Origin of the sequence: Bacillus sp. 5mfcol3.1, from assembly GCF_900114335.1 — a bacterium.
In the GTDB taxonomy this organism is placed as follows: domain Bacteria; phylum Bacillota; class Bacilli; order Bacillales; family Bacillaceae_G; genus Bacillus_A; species Bacillus_A thuringiensis_S.
Genome location: NZ_FOST01000002.1, coordinates 408,764 through 426,845, shown reverse-complemented (window position 1 = coordinate 426,845; position 18,082 = coordinate 408,764). Strand labels below are relative to the sequence as shown.

The window sequence follows — 18,082 nt, the reverse complement described above, 5'->3', positions numbered from 1 at the left end:
ATATTCGGTGGTTGGTTGTTATCCATGATTGGCATTATATTTGGCATTTGAATATTTGGCGGTATGACTTGTGGAATAACTACATTTTCTTTCGATACATTTGGTGACACTATATTCCCTACGTTTTCTTTCTTTACTTGTGGTGACACTATATTCCCTACGTTTTCTTTCTTCACTTGTGGCGATATTATATTCCCTATATTCTCTTTCTTCACTTGTGGTGACACTATATTCCCTACATTTTCTTTCTTCACTTGTGGTGACACTATATTCCCTACATTTTCTTTCTTCACTTGTGGTGACATTATATTTCCTACATTTTCTTTCTTGACTTGCGGTGACACTATATTCCCTACATTTTCTTTCTTCACTTGCGGCGTTATTATATTACCTACATTCTCTTTCTTCACTTGCGGCGATACTATATTATTTTTTTTCGTTTGCGGAGAAATGATATTGTTAGGTTTCATTTTACTAATTTGAGGAGCAATTAACTCGCTTCCTTTTTTTATTACATCTGAAATTTTATATTCTTTTTTCGGTTTTATTGGTGGTTGTGGCGGCTGTGGCAATACATTTACCGAAAACTTCGTGTTTTCTTTTTCCGCCGGTTTTTGTTTTTCTATCACAGGTGGTTTTTGAATAACAGACGGTTTTTCAATTGGTTTCTCTTTTTGAATTGGCTGTTCTTTTTGCACCTCTTTTTGCGGTTTCACCTGTACTTCTTTTTGCGGCTTTACCTGCATTTCCTTCTGCGGTTTTACTTGCACTTCTTTTTGTGTTTGTTGCATAGCTGGCTGCTGTGTAATTGGTGCTGATTGATACGTAACTTCTTCTTCATCTTCTATTCCAAGTGGAGTTGGTGTTGCTGCAAATTCTTTTTGTTGCACTTCTTTTACGTATTGCTTTGGAGGCGCTGAACCTGCTCCAGCCTGTTGTTTCATGTGAACACTCTTGGATGGCACTTTAATTTTCATACCTGGCATGATTAAATCTGGATTACTAAGTTGTGTATTTGTTTTTTTCAACGTATCAAAATCCACTCCGTACTTTTTCGCAATTTTCCAAAGGGTATCCCCTTTTTGCACGATATGAATTTTCAAATTTTCCCCCTCCTGTATAACTTATCTATAAGTAACAAATCTCATGAAGTAACTCTTTCTAAATAACATTAACTTCTTTTCACTTTTATCACTTCTTCGATTTTCAATATCATTCGAAGTGGAATAAGCATAAAGAACCACAATGATTTCTTCAAAACAATGTATGCCCATTTTGTTCTTGTTATGATTATATGTATGAAAAAAAGCAACGGGAATACCGTTGCTTTACACACGCTCTAACATACGATTTAATGCAAGAACCGCTTCTGCCGTTACTTGTTTATCTACGCTAATAACGTTAATTTCTTCTCCTCTTTCTATCGTTTCAAGTACCCATAATAAGTGAGGCAAATCAATTCGGTTCATCGTTAAGCATGGACACATAAATGGATTAAGTGAAACAATTTCTTTATCTGGATGTTGCTGAATAATTCGGTTCACTAAATTCATTTCTGTACCAATCGCCCATTTGCTACCAGATGGCGCCGATTCAATCATATCAATAATATACTTCGTTGAGCCTGCATAATCTGAAGCAGCTACCACTTCATAGCAACATTCTGGATGTACAATAATATTCATATCAGGATGATTTTTTCGTACGCTCTCAATGTTCTTCACTGTAAAATTTTGATGAACAGAACAATGCCCTTTCCATAAAATCACTTGAATTTCTTCTATATCCCCATCGTACTCTAATGAATCTGTGTGTGGGTCCCATACTGCCATTTTATCTAACGGGATACCTAAATCGTACGCTGTATTTCTCCCTAAATGTTGGTCTGGTAAAAAGACGAGACGCTCTTTTTGAGTAAACGCCCAAGATACCATTTGCTTTGCATTAGAAGAAGTTACTGTTGCTCCTCCGTTACGACCACAAAACGCTTTAATTGCAGCTGTAGAGTTCACATATGTTAACGGAATCATCGTATCTCCAAATAATTTCTTTAACTCTTTCCACGCTCTTTCTGTTTGTTCAATATCTGCCATATCCGCCATCGAACAACCTGCACGCATATCTGGTAAGATGACAACTTGATCATCTGTCGTTAACATATCTGCTGTTTCCGCCATAAAGTGCACCCCGCAAAACACAATATATTTTGCGTCTTTATTGCTCGCTGCAACTTGCGCAAGCTGAAGTGAATCCCCTGCTGCATCTGAAAATTGTACCACTTCATCTTTTTGATAATGATGCCCTGGAATGAATAACATTTTCCCCATCTTCTCTTTAATTTCACGAACACGCTTTTCCATATCTTCCGTTGACATCGTGTAATAAGGCTCTGGTAACATCGTTTCAATTGGCTGTACTTGTTCTAAAATACTCATATACGTTTCTCCCCCTCTAAGCCACTTTCCTTACCCTTTAATATTGAAACTAATATCAAGTGCTTTCACTGAATGTGTTAACGCTCCAAGTGAAATATAATCTACCCCTGTTTTTCCGTATTTTGATAAATCTTCAATTGTGATGCCCCCTGAAGCTTCTGTAACGATAGCGCTTGGTACAATTTTCGAAAACTCCCGGATTTCATCTGGCGTACGATTATCGAACATAATAATATCCGCACCAGCAGCAACAGCCTCTCTCACCTGTTCCTCAGTTTCTGTTTCTACTTCTACTTTCACCATATGTCCTAACTTTTCTTTCACTGATGTAACAGCTTTTGTAATAGAACCAGCAAACGCAATATGATTGTCTTTAATCATGACACCATCATATAAACCGAAGCGATGATTAAATCCACCACCACACACGACTGCATACTTATCAAACATACGTAGTCCTGGCATCGTTTTTCGCGTATCACAAATGCGAGTATGGCTACTATCTAAAGCAAGAACCGCTTTACGCGTCATCGTCGCTATTCCGCTCATACGCTGAATAACGTTTAATATAACGCGCTCTGCTGTTAATAACGATGCAATTGGCCCTTGCACAGTTGCAATGATTTCGCCTTTTTCTACAAGATCCCCATCTTTTTTATGAAGCTCTACTTCAATTCTCTCATCAATTAATTTAAATCCTGATTCAATTACTAAACGTCCTGCAAAGACCCCTGTATCCTTTGCAAGAAACGTTCCTTTCGAAAGTAAGTTATCTGGAAAAATAAGCTGAGATGTTACATCTCTTTCTCCTATATCTTCTAAAAAAAATCGATTTAATGCTTCTTTAACTTTTATCGTGTTCATAAAGCCCCTCTTCCCCTCATCACACAAGTTGTAGTTTTCTCTTTACTCGAACAATCTCTTTCTTTCCTATATTTCTATCTGGATAATCACTTCGGTAATGCCCGCCAATACTTTCTTCTCTTTGCAGGGCTGAAACAACTATAAGCTCACAAACTGTTAACATATTAATAAGCGTTATCTCTTCATTCGTAAGAACATCATGTTGTAATATCATATTTCGAACACCATACTTACTAAGCCATCTCTTCGCATAAGATAAACTTTGCTCTGTTCGCACAATCCCAACATATTTCATCATGCATTTTTGTATTTCTTCTTTCGTCGGTAAATGATTCAGAACGATAAACTTTGCTTCTTTGTCGGCTAGCATGTTCACCTTTTCTTTTGTCTCTCTAGATAAAATGTGCCTTCCGATTCTTCCTCCAAACACAAGACCTTCTAATAATGAATTACTCGCTAATCTATTTGCACCATGAACCCCATTACAAGCTACTTCTCCGACTGCGTATAGGTTCGGAATAGACGTCTCTCCATCACAGTTCGTTTTCACGCCACCCATGTGAAAATGAGTACCGGGCACGACTGGAATAAGGTTTTTATTTATATCGACTCCATTCGTTTTACATATCGATGACACGGTCGGAAAGCGTTGTTCAAAGTTTTGAATCATTTCGATGTTTAAGTACACTTTTTCACCCGCAAGTAGCTGTTCATGAATAGCCCTTGCGACTACATCACGAGGTGCTAGATCCTGTTCGGAATGTATATCCATCATAAAACGCTGCCCTTTGCCATTTATAAGGACAGCTCCTTCTCCGCGAACGGCTTCGGACACGAGGCCGGAACAACGCCCACCCGCGTATAACATCGTCGGATGAAATTGTATAAACTCTAAATCTACAAGCTCTCCGCCTGCACGGTACACCATTGCAAGTCCATCGCCTGTAATTGTCTCATCATTAGAAGTAAAGGCGTATAAACCGCCAATACCGCCTGAAGCTAACACCGTATAATCTGCATTGTAACGTTTCAGTTCTCCTTTATTGTTGCGAGTTAAAGCCCCAACACATTTATCTTTTTCTATAATAAAATCGAGCACCATTTCCTGTTCCACTACCGTAACGTATGGAGCTACTTCTTGAATAAGATGCTCTAATAAATTCTTTCCTGTTGCATCGCCACCTGCATGTAAAATACGACGTTTTCGATGCGCTCCTTCTTTTCCAAGATGAGGACCTGTTTCATCTCCATCAAATTTCATTCCTCTTTCAATAAGGTTATTAATTTCTTTCGGTCCTTCCTCGACTAAATAACGGACCACTTCTTCATTGTTATAACGACACCCTGCTACTAACGTATCTTCAAAATGATCATTAGGATTGTCATATGTAGCTACCGCTGCGGCAATTCCACCTTGAGCTAAATGTGTATTATTATTACGTTTCGTCTCCTTTGTGATAATAATCACATTCTTTTCGTGACAAATCTCTTTTGCAACACGAAGTGCCGCAACGCCACTTCCAATAATTAAGACATCTGCACTTGGCATAATTGTTGCCTCCTACTTTACACTTTTCAACTGTCTTGACACCTATATTTACATAGTTTTAAAATAATGACAAGAGTTTTTTTATAATTCTTATTTTCACTACCATTTAAAAAGTAAAAGAAATGTAACTCTTACTAGAGAGAGGAACTTACATGATGATATATCTTGACTATGCAGCTACTACACCTATGAGCGAGGAAGCGTTACAAACATATATGAAAGCAGCTTCGCAATACTTCGGAAATGAACAAAGTTTACATGATATTGGAGGAACAGCTTCTTCTTTATTACAAGTTTGCCGAAAAACATTTGCAGAAATGATTGGAGGCAAAGAACAAGGAGTATTTTTCACAAGCGGTGGATCGGAATCGAACTATCTTGCGATTCAATCACTTCTAAATGCCCGAAATAAGAAGCATATTATTACGACACCTATGGAACATGCATCCATTCGAAGTTATTTTCAATCTCTAAAATCAAAAGGCTATACGATCACTGAAATTCCTGTTGATAAAAGCGGACTCATTTGTTTAGTAGATTTAGAGGCAGCTATTACAGAGGATACTGTGCTAGCAAGTATACAGCATGGAAACTCTGAAATCGGAACCGTTCAAAACATTACAGAAATCGGTGCACTTTTAAAAACATATAATGTTTTATTTCATACGGATTGTGTGCAAACATTTGGTAAACTGCCTATCCATGTTTTTGAGATGGGGATTGATAGTCTTTCTGTTTCAGCACATAAAATATACGGCCCAAAAGGTGTCGGCGCTTGCTACATAAATCCGCAATCTCGCTGGGAACAAGTATTTCCAGGAACTTCTCACGAAAAAGGATTTCGCCCAGGTACAGTGAACGTTCCCGGCATCGCATCTTTTTTAACAGCTGCTGAAAATATATTAAAAACTCAATGGGAAGAAAGTTTACGTTTTAAAGAGTTACGATCCTACTTTTTAGAGCAAATACAAACACTTCCGCTAGAAATTGAAGTAGAAGGTCATTCTACTTCTTGTTTACCACATATTGTTGGGGTTACAATAAAAGGAATAGAAGGTCAATATACTATGCTAGAATGTAATCGTCATGGTATTGCCATTTCCACCGGAAGTGCTTGCCAAGTCGGTAAACAAGAACCTTCGAAAACTATGCTTGCAATTGGAAAAACGTATGAAGAGGCCAAACAATATGTCCGCTTCTCTTTCGGACAACAAACAACGAAAGATCAAATTGATACTACTATTCATGCACTACACACAATTGGAAATCAATTTTATAGAGGTGTTAAATCATAATGAAACAAAATGAACAAAAAAAGATTTTAGGTGAAGAAAGACGACAGCTTATCCTCCAGTGGCTTCTTGCTGCAAATGAACCGTTATCGGGGAATGAACTATCGAAAAAGACGAACGTAAGTAGACAAGTTATCGTGCAAGATATTTCCTTGCTTAAAGCACGAAACGAACCAATTATTGCGACTGCTCAAGGTTATTTATATTTAAAGCCACAAGAGAAGCAACAAACTTTCGAACGCGTAATTGTATGCCAACATAAACCAGCAGAAGTACGTCAGGAACTCACAACGCTTGTTGACCATGGTGTTACGATTAAAGACGTAAAAGTTGAGCATCCTGTATACGGCGACTTAACAGCATCCATTATGGTAAGCAATCGCTTTGATGTAGAGCAATATTTACAAAAAATCGAAAACACAAATGCTTCCTATCTTTCACAACTAACAGATGGTATTCACTTACATACAATCGAGGCAGATTCTAAAGAAAAATTAGATGCTGCTTGTGAGGCGTTAGATAAAGCAGGATTTCTCGTTTATTAATGTAAAGCACAGAGTTTTTATCATTCTCTGTGCTTTTTTAATGCTATAATATTGTAATCAATCGTAAAGGAGATCAAATATGGGAATTGAACTCGTTCACTTTAGCATTGGCAAACCGAAACAAATGAAATATGGCGAAGATAAAGAAATGATTACCGGTATATGTAAAGAACTTACCGAAGAAGCTTTCCTATCAAAAGATGGCTTCCTTGGTGATGATGTAGCAGATTTAAAACACCACGGTGGACCTGATCGCGCAGTTTGTGTGTACTCACACGAGCATTACGCACTATGGGAAAAAGAATTTCAAACAACACTTCCAGCTTCCGCATTTGGCGAAAACATTACCGTAACAAATATGTTAGAGCATGATGTTTGCATCGGAGATACATACAAATTAGGTGAAGCGATTATTCAAGTGACACAAGCGCGCGTACCTTGTAGCACAATTTCAAAACGTCTTGGCATCCCTGGCATACTGCCGCGTATTGTAGCAACTGGATTTACTGGTTACCTATGCCGTGTTCTTCAAGAAGGTACTGTACGTAAAGATTCTAAAATTACATTACTAGAACGTCAGCCGAGCAATGTTTCTGTTTTGTTCTCTAACGAAATTTATTTTCATAATAGAAAAGATAAAGATGGCATTGAAAAAATTCTTGCTGTTCCAGAACTAGCTGATATTTGGCGTGGTCAGTTAGAAGATCGTCTTGCGAAGTTAAAATAAAGTGAAACTTTAATCAGCCCTCACCAATCAGGCTGCCCGGCAAATAGCGGGATAAAGAATCCCACCTTTTGCAGGTGGGATTTTATTAATCTATCAAAAAATATACTAGGCAATGAAATGATATGGACGATTAGACAAATACAAATATTCCATCTACATCTTACAACCAATAAGAAGAATAGCTCCCCAGTACAGTAACAGAAAAACCGAGCGCTTCAAGTTCCATCGTTACACCTGGTAACAATACGTCATCGTATGCTTTATCGACATCGATTAAGAAAAAGTAATTTCCAAGACCTGTTTTCATCGGACGCGATTCGATTTTTGATAAGTTTAATTTTCTCCATGCGAAAGCTGATAACACTTGATATAGGGCACCTGCATAATCTGCAGGTAACGTTATCATAAGCGTCGTTTTCTCTCCGCGGTTTTCTCCGTTATTCGGGAGTATTGCTTTCTTTTTCTTATGAAGTACTAGGAAACGTGTGTGATTATTTTTATGCGTATGAATACTACGTCTTACAATTGTTAATCCGTATTTTTCTGCAGCTGCTTCATTTGCAATAGCAGCAATTTTTTCTTCAGGATGTTCTTTCACATATTGCGCAGCGGCACTTGTGGATGTCATATCTCGAACAGTTACTCCTTTTAATTCTTCATTTAAAAACTTATGGCACTGTGCAATGGCATGCGGATGAGAATGCACCGCATATACTTCATCCCACACTTCTGCATACTGCGGATGTACAAGTAAATGCTGCTGAATTGGTACTGTAATTTCTCCTACAATAGAAAGCGGCTGCTCATGTACAAGATAATCAACCGTTATATTCACTGAACCTTCTATTGCATTTTCTAACGGTACGACTGCGAAGTCTACATTTTCATTTGCAGCTGCATCTATACAATCTGGAATCGTTCGATACGGTACATGATCTGCTTCCGGAAAAAAACGACTCACCGCCATATTTGTAAATGTTGCTTCTGGTCCTAAATATCCTACTCGAATCATCGTCTTTTCCCCTCTTTTTCGTTTTCTTACTGTTATACCATACTTTTTTATATTCTTCTATGTAAATTTCGAATATTAAAAAAAAGACTAGCATTTGCTAGTCTAAATGTTTCTTATATTCTCTTTGAGCGAAAAAGAAATAAATGATACATGCTACGATATAAAACAGAATGAACAAACCTACTTTTTTTAATGATCCATCCATAAAAAAAGTATTATGAAACGTATATAACGCAACTGCACTATGCATACTCCCTACTATAATTGGCGCAAAAAATAGCATACATAATTGCCAACGAGAAATTTTCCATACTTCTTCCTTCGTCATTCCAAGTTTAGAGAGTGCACCATACTGCTTTCGGTCCGATGCAATATTATGGAACCATTTAAAATACACGATACTACATGAAGTAAGAAAGAATAATATACTAATAAACGAGCCCACAAATAGAGTAATATCGCCGCCTTCTTTCATACTTACATATAACTCCATATTACTTCGAAATGCATTATTATTATCTTGTTTCATATGTTTCCGTAAATCTTCGTTCAATTTCTTCGTCTTTTCGATATTTGATAATGTGTAGCCTCTATATATCATCTTTTCAGAATCAGGAACCTTATTTGCTATATTGTCAAAGTCTTCATCATTCATAACGAAGAACAGACCATTAATGTACGAAGGGTGATAGTTAAATTGAACCCCTTCTTTCTGACCGTTAAATACGAATTGATATGGTTGATTCATTACTTGCAATTGAATCTCTTTTTGATTATATACATTCGAATTATTGTATTTATTATAATAAACGAGTGTCACTGTATCTTTTTTAGGATGATATGTTTTCTGTTTTTGTTTCCTCGCTTCTTGGTTATAATCACTTTCTTTTATAAGCGGTGCTATTGTTGTTTCTCCTTTATTAGACTGAAAGGATGCATACACTCCAACAAAACTCATATATTGAAAATCATCATACCCATATTGATTCAGTAATTTTTCAACCGCACCTTCTTCAAAGACTTCATAAGTAGAAATACCTTTTTCTATGTACGAAAACGAGTGTACCCCTCCCGTTCGCCACATATCTTGCATGCTAGAAAAATACAAGAACACCGTACCTGTTGCCGTAACTACAAACGTCGTTGCCATAGACATCAGAAAGAAAAAGCGACCATTTTCCTTCATTCGATGTGACAATTGATTCACTATAAATAAATACGGATATGTATACATAATCTTTTTATTTCGCTTTATCATTTCTAACACTTGGGTAGCTCCATGCGCGAAAGAAAAGTACGTTCCAAAAAAGACAAGTATAGACACAGGGAAAAAGTATATTGCTATCGTAGCCATCGTCACTTGTAGCGCTAACGCATATCCTATCCCTAAACAAATAAAGCCGAATATACAAAGCCACTTTGATGTTTTCTTCTCTTTTTTATCTGTTCGAAATTCTTTCAATAACCGAATGATTTTTATATTCCATATACGTAAAGCACTTATAAAAGATAACAGAATAAAAACGACCATATATGTAATAAATGTTACACCAATCGCACTTACGTCAAATATAACAGGGAGTTCTTTCGGAAGCCCCAGTAACATACTAAACACCATGAAGAAGAGCTTTAAAAAGATCAAGCCCAGCCCTATACCGAAAATATTAGCAAAAATTCCAATTAATATTTGCTCGGTCATAATTACTCCTATTACGTTAGACTTCGTTGCTCCCATTAACATATATAACCCTAATTCTTTCTTACGTGCTTCTATGAAAATAGAAGTAGAGTACAAAATAAATATGACGAAAAAAGAAATAATTATAACATTACATATGATAAGTCCCCAGCGTACGTTTTGATACCACATCGTCTCTTGCATATACGGATGTACAATGATAGACATATATGCAAAAGATGCAAATATTGCAAAACAACTACTTAAGAAAAACACTTTATAATTACGCCAATTTCCTTTTATATTTTGCAGCGCTAGTTGCCGAATGTTCATCTATCTTCCTCCTGTAACTTACTACATAGGCAAAAAGCTAGAGGTTCCCCTAGCTTTTTACGTGTTTTAAATATCCTCTTTGCGCGATCATAAAGTAAATGGCAGAAGCTAAAATGTATGCTCCAATTACAAGCGCACCTGATTTCCACAAATTAATATAAAGCATTTTCCCTAACGTATGAAGAGCAAATCCACTATGAATTGAACCGATTAAAATTGGTATAAAGAAGATAACTCCCATTTGTCGAATCGCAATTTTGCGAATTTCTTTATCTGTCATACCGATTCTCTTTAACGATTTAAATTGAATACGATCTTGTTCTTTATCGTTAAACCATTTAAAGTATGTCATACTACAAGCGAAGAAGAAGAATAGTACCGCCACGAAGAAACCGATGAACATTGTAATCGCTCCACCTTCTCTTATATCCTTATACGCAAACACTGAATTTCTCAATTCTCCTTGCTTTTCTGGTGCAATTTCATTTTTCAAATCTAATACAAGATCTTCTGTACTTTTCCAATCCTCAATATAATAACCGTAATATTTCGTCTTTTCTTCATCTGGTACAAGTTTTGCATACTTCTCAAAATCTTGATCATTTACAACGAGATATTCACTATCATTAAAAACAGAAAATGAAGTTGGGCTATTTAACTGAACAGACTGCTTTTGTCCGTTAATTGTAAATTCATACGGTTTCGTACGGTCTATCTTCATCAGTTCATTTGCCATATCGACCATAACCATCGTTGCACTGCCTGGTGCATTATGAACTTCTGTAACTTGCTCTCTCTTTTGTTCACGCACTTCTGCATTATATTCTTTTTCTGAAATAATCGTCATCGGTACTTCATGTTCACTATTAAACAACGTTATTTTCTGTGTTGCCGGTAGTTTAACGTAGGTTACTTTTCGCGCATCTTCAAACCCGTGTCTCTTCACAAGCTGCTGTACCTTTTCTTCATTAATAAGGTTATGCGTATTTAACCCCTTTTCCTCATATGAAATAGCATGTGGAGTTTTGACTACCGTTTTATAACTCATATCCTCAAAATATACGTAAAGCGTGCCAACTGCCGAGGATACAACCGCCGTAATAATAGAAATTACAAATAGAAAACGAGCATTATCTTTCATTTTATAAATAAGGTTACTAAGGACGAACATATTTGGGTACGTATAAAAAGATTGTTTTCGTTTTTGCAATGCTTTTAATACGACTGTACTACCTTGTGTAAATAGTAAATACGTTCCGCCAATTGTCAGTCCTACCACCGGTAAAAAGAGGATGAGGAAATTCAGAAACGTTACTTGGAAGCTAAGTACATACGCAGCAATAATACATCCTATACCAACTACACATAACCATGTAAATGCAAACGGCTCTACTTTTTGCTTTCTTGCTTCTCTTAATAAATCAATAATTTGCAAGCGCCCGACTGTCCAAACACTAAACAATGATAGGATTAAAAATAGAATAAAGTATACACCAGCTGTAATAAGAATTGCTTTACTATTCCAAACGAGTGGAAGTGTCTTATCTATTTTCAATAATACGCTTAACGCTTGGAAAAATAATTTTGAACAAAGCATTCCAGCCCCAATACCAACTACAATTGCAATACTACCTAACATCAGTTGCTCTAATATAATCATTCGGCCGAGCTGCGATTTCGTTCCGCCAATTAATGTTAGTAGACCAAACTCTTTTTTTCTTGCTCGTAAAAACGTTGAATTTGCATATAAAATAAAGAGTGCCGAGAAGATGACCACAATATAATTCATCGATTCTAATCCTTTTGTGATCATCTTCCTCATACTAATATTACCGCTTACGACATCTGGATGATAAATAAAAGAAGCATACATGAAAAATACGACAATCGATAAACAACTACTTATAAGAAACGCTTTATAGTTACGCCAATTTCCTTTTACATTATTAAGCGCGAGCTGGCGAAAGTTCATGATACTCTCCTCCTAGCATCGCAAGTACGTCCAGAATTTCTTGGAAAAAGGCTTGTTTCGTTCTTCCTTTATGTATTTCCGAGAAAATTTCTCCATCGCGTATGAAAAGGATACGTTCACAATAACTAGCCGCTACTGGATCGTGCGTAACCATTGCAATCGTTACTTTCTTTTGCTCGTGTAAATCTTGCAGAGCGCCCATTAGCGATTTCGCTGACTTCGAATCTAAGTTTCCAGTTGGCTCATCTGCTAAAATTAACGTCGGTTCATGAATGATTGCTCTCGCTGCTGCTGCACGTTGTTGTTGTCCCCCAGATACTTCGTATACTTTTTTATTTAAAATTTCTTCGATGTTTAAAAACTTCGCAATTTCCAGTACTTTCGCATCGATTTCATTTACAGATTTCTTCGCCATTACAAGTGGTAAAATAATATTTTCTTTAATGGATAACGTATCAAGTAAATTAAAATCTTGAAAGATGAACCCTAAATGTGTACGGCGAAACTCCGCTAATTTTGCAGCACGCATTTGATTAATTTCTTCACCATTTACAAGCACATGACCTGAAGTTTGCTTATCAATTGTTGCTAATAAATTTAAAAGCGTCGTTTTCCCGCTTCCTGAAGGACCCATAATCCCTACAAATTCGCCTTCTTCTATTTTAAAATTTATATCGTTTAAAGCAGTCGTCGCTACTGAACCTTTTGATTGGTACACCTTCGTTAATCCTTTTACTTCAAGAACACTCATTTCTAATCCCCCTATGTGTTTTCTTCTTACATTTACTATAAGAAAAATAAGAAAAAGAAACGAGTGATTTCCCTTACAAAACGTTTTGTTATCTTACAGTTTTGTCATTTTTCTCATTAATGTATGATACTCTTCATCTTTTGCAAATTGGAACGTGAATGTTGTTCCTTCTCCTTCAGCCGATTGAACATATATTCCATGATGTAAATTATCGCAAATTTCCTTCGTAATATATAAGCCCATCCCAGTCGCTTCTCTCGTTTTACGTCCATTTATTCCCGTAAAGAATGGATCAAATATGCGCTTTACGTCTTGCTCTGGAATACCAATTCCATTGTCCTTAATATGTAATAACACCTTTTGATTTTTCTCTTCAATTTGAAATTGAATTTCTTTTTTCTCTGCCGCTGAAATTTTTGTATACTTGATTGCGTTTACAACAATTTGACCTATAGCAATACTCAGCCATTTTCTATCAGATGCAACCATACAAGTATCTTCTTCAAACATCACTTTCGGAAATACAGACGATTGAATGAAGGATTTTCGATTTTCATTAATAATACCTCGCACGACATCTATAACATTTACTACTTCTACTTTATAATCCTTCGCAAACTGCTCTAGCCTTGCCATATGTAACGCTAAATCTAAACCATTTAGTATACGGTTATTTTCTTCACGAATACTTTCAACTGTTGCTCTTGCCTCACGATGCTCCTTGCCAAACTTCTGCAACAATAATTCAATAACAGATACTGGTGTTTTCATTTGGTGAATCCATTGGTTCATAAATATCATTTGCTGTTGCTCTTTCGCATGCTGTTTATGAACTTCATTCATATATTGCTGTCTTAATAACGTAAAAGATTCAACGACCATTTCTTGCTCTAATGTATAAGATTCATCAATAAGTAAAGAGTCATGTAATGTATTTCCGCCAGTAACATACTTTTTGATACTCTTTAAAAACACACTCCGTTTTCGGTAATCGTAAATGAGGTATACAGTAAACACAACTGTTCCTAATAAAAGTCCATATAACCACGTACTCCAATCAATGGATTTCTTTTCTAAAAGACTTTGCAACTGCAAAACAAGCCCAAATAAACAAAGGCTAACAATATAAGAAAGAATTAAAGAAAAGCGGTCCATGAGGTAATTTTTAACCTTCATGCCCTTCGCCCCACTCTGTAAGAAGCGCATAACCATATCCACGTTTCGTTACAATTGCATTTTTAATGCCTAGCTCTTCTAGTTTCTTCCTTACACGTTTTACATTTACGGTTAATGTATTATCATCCACAAATGCTACTTCATCCCATAGAGCTTCTAACAGTTCTTCACGCGTTACATATTGATTCACCTGTTTCATTAAACACTCTAATAAGTAAAACTCATTTTTTGTCAGTTCAGTTTGTTGTCCCTGCCACTCAACGATATGCTGGGACGGGAATAACAACAGTCCATTTACACCTAAACAATCACTCTCAGCAGCAGAGGCATACTCTCCATAGCCACGGCGAAGCGCACTCTTCACCTTTGCCATTACGATATCTAAATGGAATGGCTTCGTAATATAATCATCGCCGCCATTTTCAATCGCCATTACTTGATCCATTTCCCCTGTTCTTGCAGAAACAAAAATAATCGGCGCATTCGATACAGTACGAATTTGACGACACCAATAAAAACCGTCAAAGTACGGTAAATTAATATCAAGTAACACAAGATGAGGATTTATTTTTACAAACTCATCTTTTATATGACGTAAATCACTTGCTCTAAATGATTGATAGCCATACCTTTCTAAATGCTCCTCTAATATTCCCGCAATTTTCTCATCGTCTTCTACAATTAATATTTTATACATGTTCTTTTTCTCCCCATAAAAGAATTCTTCTACATTTACTCCTTTTTCCATTATAAATTGAAAATTTAATTAGTGGGGATTTTTTCCTATATAAATCCGATTTTTACGATATAAAAAAAGACTGCCGTATTTCGGCAGTCTTAATCGATAAATTCAAATTCATATTCAAGAATTTTCACAATATCTCCGTCTTTTGCACCACGTGCACGAAGCGCTTCATCAATACCCATTCCGCGCATTTGACGAGCGAAACGACGTATAGATTCATCACGTGAGAAGTCTGTCATCTTGAATGTTTTCTCGATATCGTAACCAGAGATAACAAACGTGCCATCACTTTCACGTGTAATTTCAAATTTAACACCTTCAGTATCAAATTTGTACATTACACTTGTATCAGACTCATCCGCAACTTCATGTATTGGGAATTCTGGTGTTGTTTCTATTAAGTTTGCTACTTCAAACAGTAAGTCACGAACACCTTGTCTTGTTACAGCTGAGATTGGGAAGATTTTTACTTCGTCTCCCACTTTCTCTTTAAATGCTTGTAAGTTTTCTTCTGCATCTGGCATATCCATTTTGTTTGCAACAACAACTTGTGGACGCTCAGTTAAGCGAAGATTGTATTCTTTCAATTCATTATTAATCGTTACGTAATCTTCATATGGCTCACGGCCTTCTAAACCAGACATATCAATAACATGCACGATTACACGTGTACGCTCAATATGACGTAAGAATTGGTGTCCAAGTCCGACGCCAGCATGTGCGCCTTCAATTAGTCCTGGAAGGTCAGCCATAACGAAGCTGCGGTTATCACCAGTTTCAACAACACCAAGATTCGGAACGATTGTTGTGAAGTGATACTCTGCAATTTTCGGACGCGCTGATGATACAACAGATAATAATGTAGATTTACCTACACTTGGGAATCCAACAAGTCCAACGTCTGCTAGTACTTTAAGTTCTAGAATGACATCACGCTCTTGACCTGGTTCCCCGTTCTCAGCGATTTCTGGCGCTGGGTTCGTAGCTGTTGCAAAACGTGAGTTACCACGGCCACCACGGCCACCTTTTGCAATTACAGCAGTTTGTCCATGCGTTACTAAATCGGCAAGAATTTGACCAGTTTTTTCATCTTTTACTACTGTTCCTGGCGGAACCTTTACAAGTAAATCTTCAGATTTACGCCCGTGCTGACCTTTACTCATTCCGTGCTGACCGCGATCAGCTTTGAAATGACGTTGGTAGCGGAAGTCCATTAATGTACGTAAGCCTTCCTCAACTACGAAAACAACATCTGCACCTTTACCGCCGTCACCACCTGCTGGGCCACCTTTAGGAACATACTTCTCACGACGATACGCAACCATACCGTTACCACCGTCGCCGCCTTTTACATATATCTTGACCTGATCTACAAACATTATTTCACCACACTTTTTTCAATTGGTTGTAATATAACTGAGACTTCTTCGTCTCGCACTGTATAAGAAATGGAATACCATTTATTGTTTTGGGTCGCAAGCCAATTTTGTAGTTCTTCTACACTCGTTAGCTTACCACGAAAATCAAAAAAGAAACGAGCATTCTCCGCGTCACATTCAATTGTGATACAAACATAATTTTCAACATATACGTCTAAACTATGCTGAAGCATTGAGAAAAATTGATTCGTCCATGTACATACAGTCTCATCTAAGTGAGATAAGTTATGTAATTTCCCTAATACTTCGTACTCCAATAAGCACGGCTGCTGTTTCCAATTATATGTTAAAATCCACTCTGAAAATAAAGGCATTGATAGCCCCATCAGATTGGATTCTTGTCTCGCTTCTTGGACAAAACGATCGATGAGACTATGAATTTCTTCCACTTTTCCAAGTGAAAGGTTTCCTTTCACCATCTGCATACGATTGAGCCAATCATGTCTTGAATGGCGCAATGCATCTATAATTGTCCATTTTTCATTCATTTAGATACCCCTTAATATAGAAAAACTCTAACCTGCACTCAGGTTAGAGTTTTCCGTGAGTTCTTATGCTTCTTGAGCAACAGGATATACGCTCACTTGTTTGCGGTCACGGCCAAGACGCTCAAAGCGTACTACGCCGTCAACTTTCGCGTATAAAGTGTCATCGCCACCACGACCAACGTTAACACCTGGATAAATTTTTGTACCGCGTTGACGGTAAAGAATTGAACCACCTGAAACCGTTTGACCATCTGCGCGTTTAGCACCAAGACGTTTTGACTGAGAGTCACGACCGTTCTTTGTACTACCTACACCTTTCTTAGATGCGAAAAACTGAAGATCTAATCTTAACATACGTTACACCTCCTGCACTTTTTCTATTAAACGGATATACTTTCCGTAATCAAGTTCGATCGTCTTAAGCGAAACAACCAATCCTTCTAAAAGTATCTGTGCTTTTTCTGCTGCATGAACGTCTAAATCATTAGGCAATTCATACGTTAAGAATCCGCCATCACTTCCGAGTTCAATAGTTGCCTGCACATTACAAAGTTCTTCCACTGCATTTATAGAACCAAACACAACCGCTGTAGTTCCAGCACAGACAAGGTCTTGTCCATGTGGCGCATAATCGGCATGTCCAGTCATTTTAAATGATTGGATACTTCCTAATTTCGTGCGACTTATCGTAATTTTAATCATGTTAACCAGAATTAAGCGTTGATAGCTTCAACAACTAGCTTAGTGTAAGGTTGACGATGACCTTGTTTCTTACGATTGTTCTTTTTCGCTTTGTATTTGAAAACGATGATTTTCTTAGCGCGACCTTGTTTTTCAACTTTCGCAGTAACTGTTGCACCTTCTACAACTGGGCTACCAACTTTAACGTTTTCGCCACCAACGAAAAGAACTTTGTCAAAAGTAACAGTTTCACCAGCTTCAACATCTAATTTTTCAATGTAGATTGCTTGACCAGCTTCAACTTTAATTTGTTTTCCACCTGTTTCGATAATTGCGTACATACTTGCACCTCCTCTTAATTACTAAGACTCGCCAAAAACGAGGTAGACATAAAT

At 37.0% G+C, this 18,082-nt stretch carries 17 protein-coding genes, 1 pseudogene and 1 other annotated feature (1 of these 19 only partly in view); of the genes and pseudogenes, 3 read left to right on the top strand and 15 right to left on the bottom strand.

Annotated features, from left to right (window positions below; translation table 11 throughout):
- The 4 genes and pseudogenes from exsA to nadB form a co-directional block, all read right to left on the bottom strand.
- Positions 1-1,103 (bottom strand): annotated as a pseudogene (gene exsA / locus BM089_RS11475) (spore coat assembly protein ExsA); the annotation flags it as partial.
- A 225-nt stretch (positions 1,104-1,328) separates the two neighbouring features.
- On the bottom strand, positions 1,329-2,435 hold the full coding sequence (gene nadA / locus BM089_RS11470; protein WP_090977005.1) for a quinolinate synthase NadA: 1,107 nt from the start codon (positions 2,433-2,435) through the stop codon (positions 1,329-1,331).
- 30 nt (positions 2,436-2,465) lie between these two features.
- The gene (nadC, locus tag BM089_RS11465) at positions 2,466-3,299 is read right to left on the bottom strand and encodes a carboxylating nicotinate-nucleotide diphosphorylase (protein ID WP_090977002.1); all 834 of its coding nucleotides are present in this window, start codon (positions 3,297-3,299) and stop codon (positions 2,466-2,468) included.
- Positions 3,300-3,318: 19 nt separating this feature from the next.
- Complete coding sequence (nadB, locus tag BM089_RS11460) at positions 3,319-4,848, bottom strand: L-aspartate oxidase (protein ID WP_090977000.1); 1,530 nt, start codon at positions 4,846-4,848, stop codon at positions 3,319-3,321.
- A gap of 152 nt (positions 4,849-5,000) precedes the next feature.
- Between nadB and BM089_RS11455 the strand changes: the two genes are divergently transcribed.
- From BM089_RS11455 to BM089_RS11445, 3 genes are all read left to right on the top strand, one after another.
- On the top strand, positions 5,001-6,143 hold the full coding sequence (locus BM089_RS11455; RefSeq protein ID WP_069356236.1) for an IscS subfamily cysteine desulfurase: 1,143 nt from the start codon (positions 5,001-5,003) through the stop codon (positions 6,141-6,143).
- Positions 6,143-6,685: a transcription repressor NadR gene (locus BM089_RS11450; protein ID WP_053563610.1), complete on the top strand. Its 543-nt coding sequence runs from the start codon at positions 6,143-6,145 to the stop codon at positions 6,683-6,685. The genes BM089_RS11455 and BM089_RS11450 overlap by 1 nt, the downstream gene beginning before the upstream one ends.
- Positions 6,686-6,764: 79 nt before the next feature.
- Positions 6,765-7,412 (top strand): MOSC domain-containing protein, encoded by a 648-nt coding sequence (locus tag BM089_RS11445; protein WP_090976998.1) that lies wholly within the window; start codon positions 6,765-6,767, stop codon positions 7,410-7,412.
- A gap of 160 nt (positions 7,413-7,572) precedes the next feature.
- On the opposite strand, the gene pheA is transcribed toward BM089_RS11445, so the two are convergent.
- From pheA to rplU, 11 genes are all read right to left on the bottom strand, one after another.
- A complete protein-coding gene (gene pheA / locus BM089_RS11440; protein ID WP_000621693.1) occupies positions 7,573-8,424 on the bottom strand; it encodes a prephenate dehydratase in 852 nt (283 codons plus the stop codon).
- 97 nt (positions 8,425-8,521) lie between these two features.
- Entirely contained in the window at positions 8,522-10,435 is a 1,914-nt protein-coding gene (locus BM089_RS11435; RefSeq protein WP_090976996.1) for an ABC transporter permease, read from the bottom strand.
- Positions 10,436-10,484: 49 nt separating this feature from the next.
- Positions 10,485-12,407: an ABC transporter permease gene (locus tag BM089_RS11430; RefSeq protein WP_075718177.1), complete on the bottom strand. Its 1,923-nt coding sequence runs from the start codon at positions 12,405-12,407 to the stop codon at positions 10,485-10,487.
- Entirely contained in the window at positions 12,382-13,158 is a 777-nt protein-coding gene (locus BM089_RS11425) for an ABC transporter ATP-binding protein (protein WP_000114529.1), read from the bottom strand. The genes BM089_RS11430 and BM089_RS11425 overlap by 26 nt, the downstream gene beginning before the upstream one ends.
- A gap of 93 nt (positions 13,159-13,251) precedes the next feature.
- A complete protein-coding gene (locus BM089_RS11420) occupies positions 13,252-14,334 on the bottom strand; it encodes a HAMP domain-containing histidine kinase (RefSeq protein WP_000865403.1) in 1,083 nt (360 codons plus the stop codon).
- Complete coding sequence (locus BM089_RS11415; protein ID WP_002082113.1) at positions 14,324-15,031, bottom strand: response regulator transcription factor; 708 nt, start codon at positions 15,029-15,031, stop codon at positions 14,324-14,326. Before BM089_RS11415 ends, BM089_RS11420 begins: the two co-directional genes overlap by 11 nt.
- A 140-nt stretch (positions 15,032-15,171) precedes the next feature.
- Entirely contained in the window at positions 15,172-16,458 is a 1,287-nt protein-coding gene (gene obgE, locus BM089_RS11410) for a GTPase ObgE (RefSeq protein WP_000497130.1), read from the bottom strand.
- Positions 16,458-17,006 carry a sporulation initiation phosphotransferase B gene (locus BM089_RS11405; RefSeq protein ID WP_001003587.1) on the bottom strand — a complete coding sequence of 183 codons (549 nt, stop codon included), beginning with the start codon at positions 17,004-17,006 and terminating at the stop codon, positions 16,458-16,460. Before BM089_RS11405 ends, obgE begins: the two co-directional genes overlap by 1 nt.
- Before the next feature lie 63 nt (positions 17,007-17,069).
- On the bottom strand, positions 17,070-17,360 hold the full coding sequence (gene rpmA, locus BM089_RS11400; RefSeq protein WP_000944957.1) for a 50S ribosomal protein L27: 291 nt from the start codon (positions 17,358-17,360) through the stop codon (positions 17,070-17,072).
- Between the two features lie 3 nt (positions 17,361-17,363).
- Positions 17,364-17,708: a ribosomal-processing cysteine protease Prp gene (locus tag BM089_RS11395; RefSeq protein ID WP_002094147.1), complete on the bottom strand. Its 345-nt coding sequence runs from the start codon at positions 17,706-17,708 to the stop codon at positions 17,364-17,366.
- A gap of 11 nt (positions 17,709-17,719) precedes the next feature.
- Complete coding sequence (gene rplU / locus BM089_RS11390) at positions 17,720-18,028, bottom strand: 50S ribosomal protein L21 (protein ID WP_000270907.1); 309 nt, start codon at positions 18,026-18,028, stop codon at positions 17,720-17,722.
- 14 nt (positions 18,029-18,042) lie between these two features.
- Positions 18,043-18,082 (bottom strand) — a sequence feature (ribosomal protein L21 leader region) (it continues 38 nt past the right edge of the window).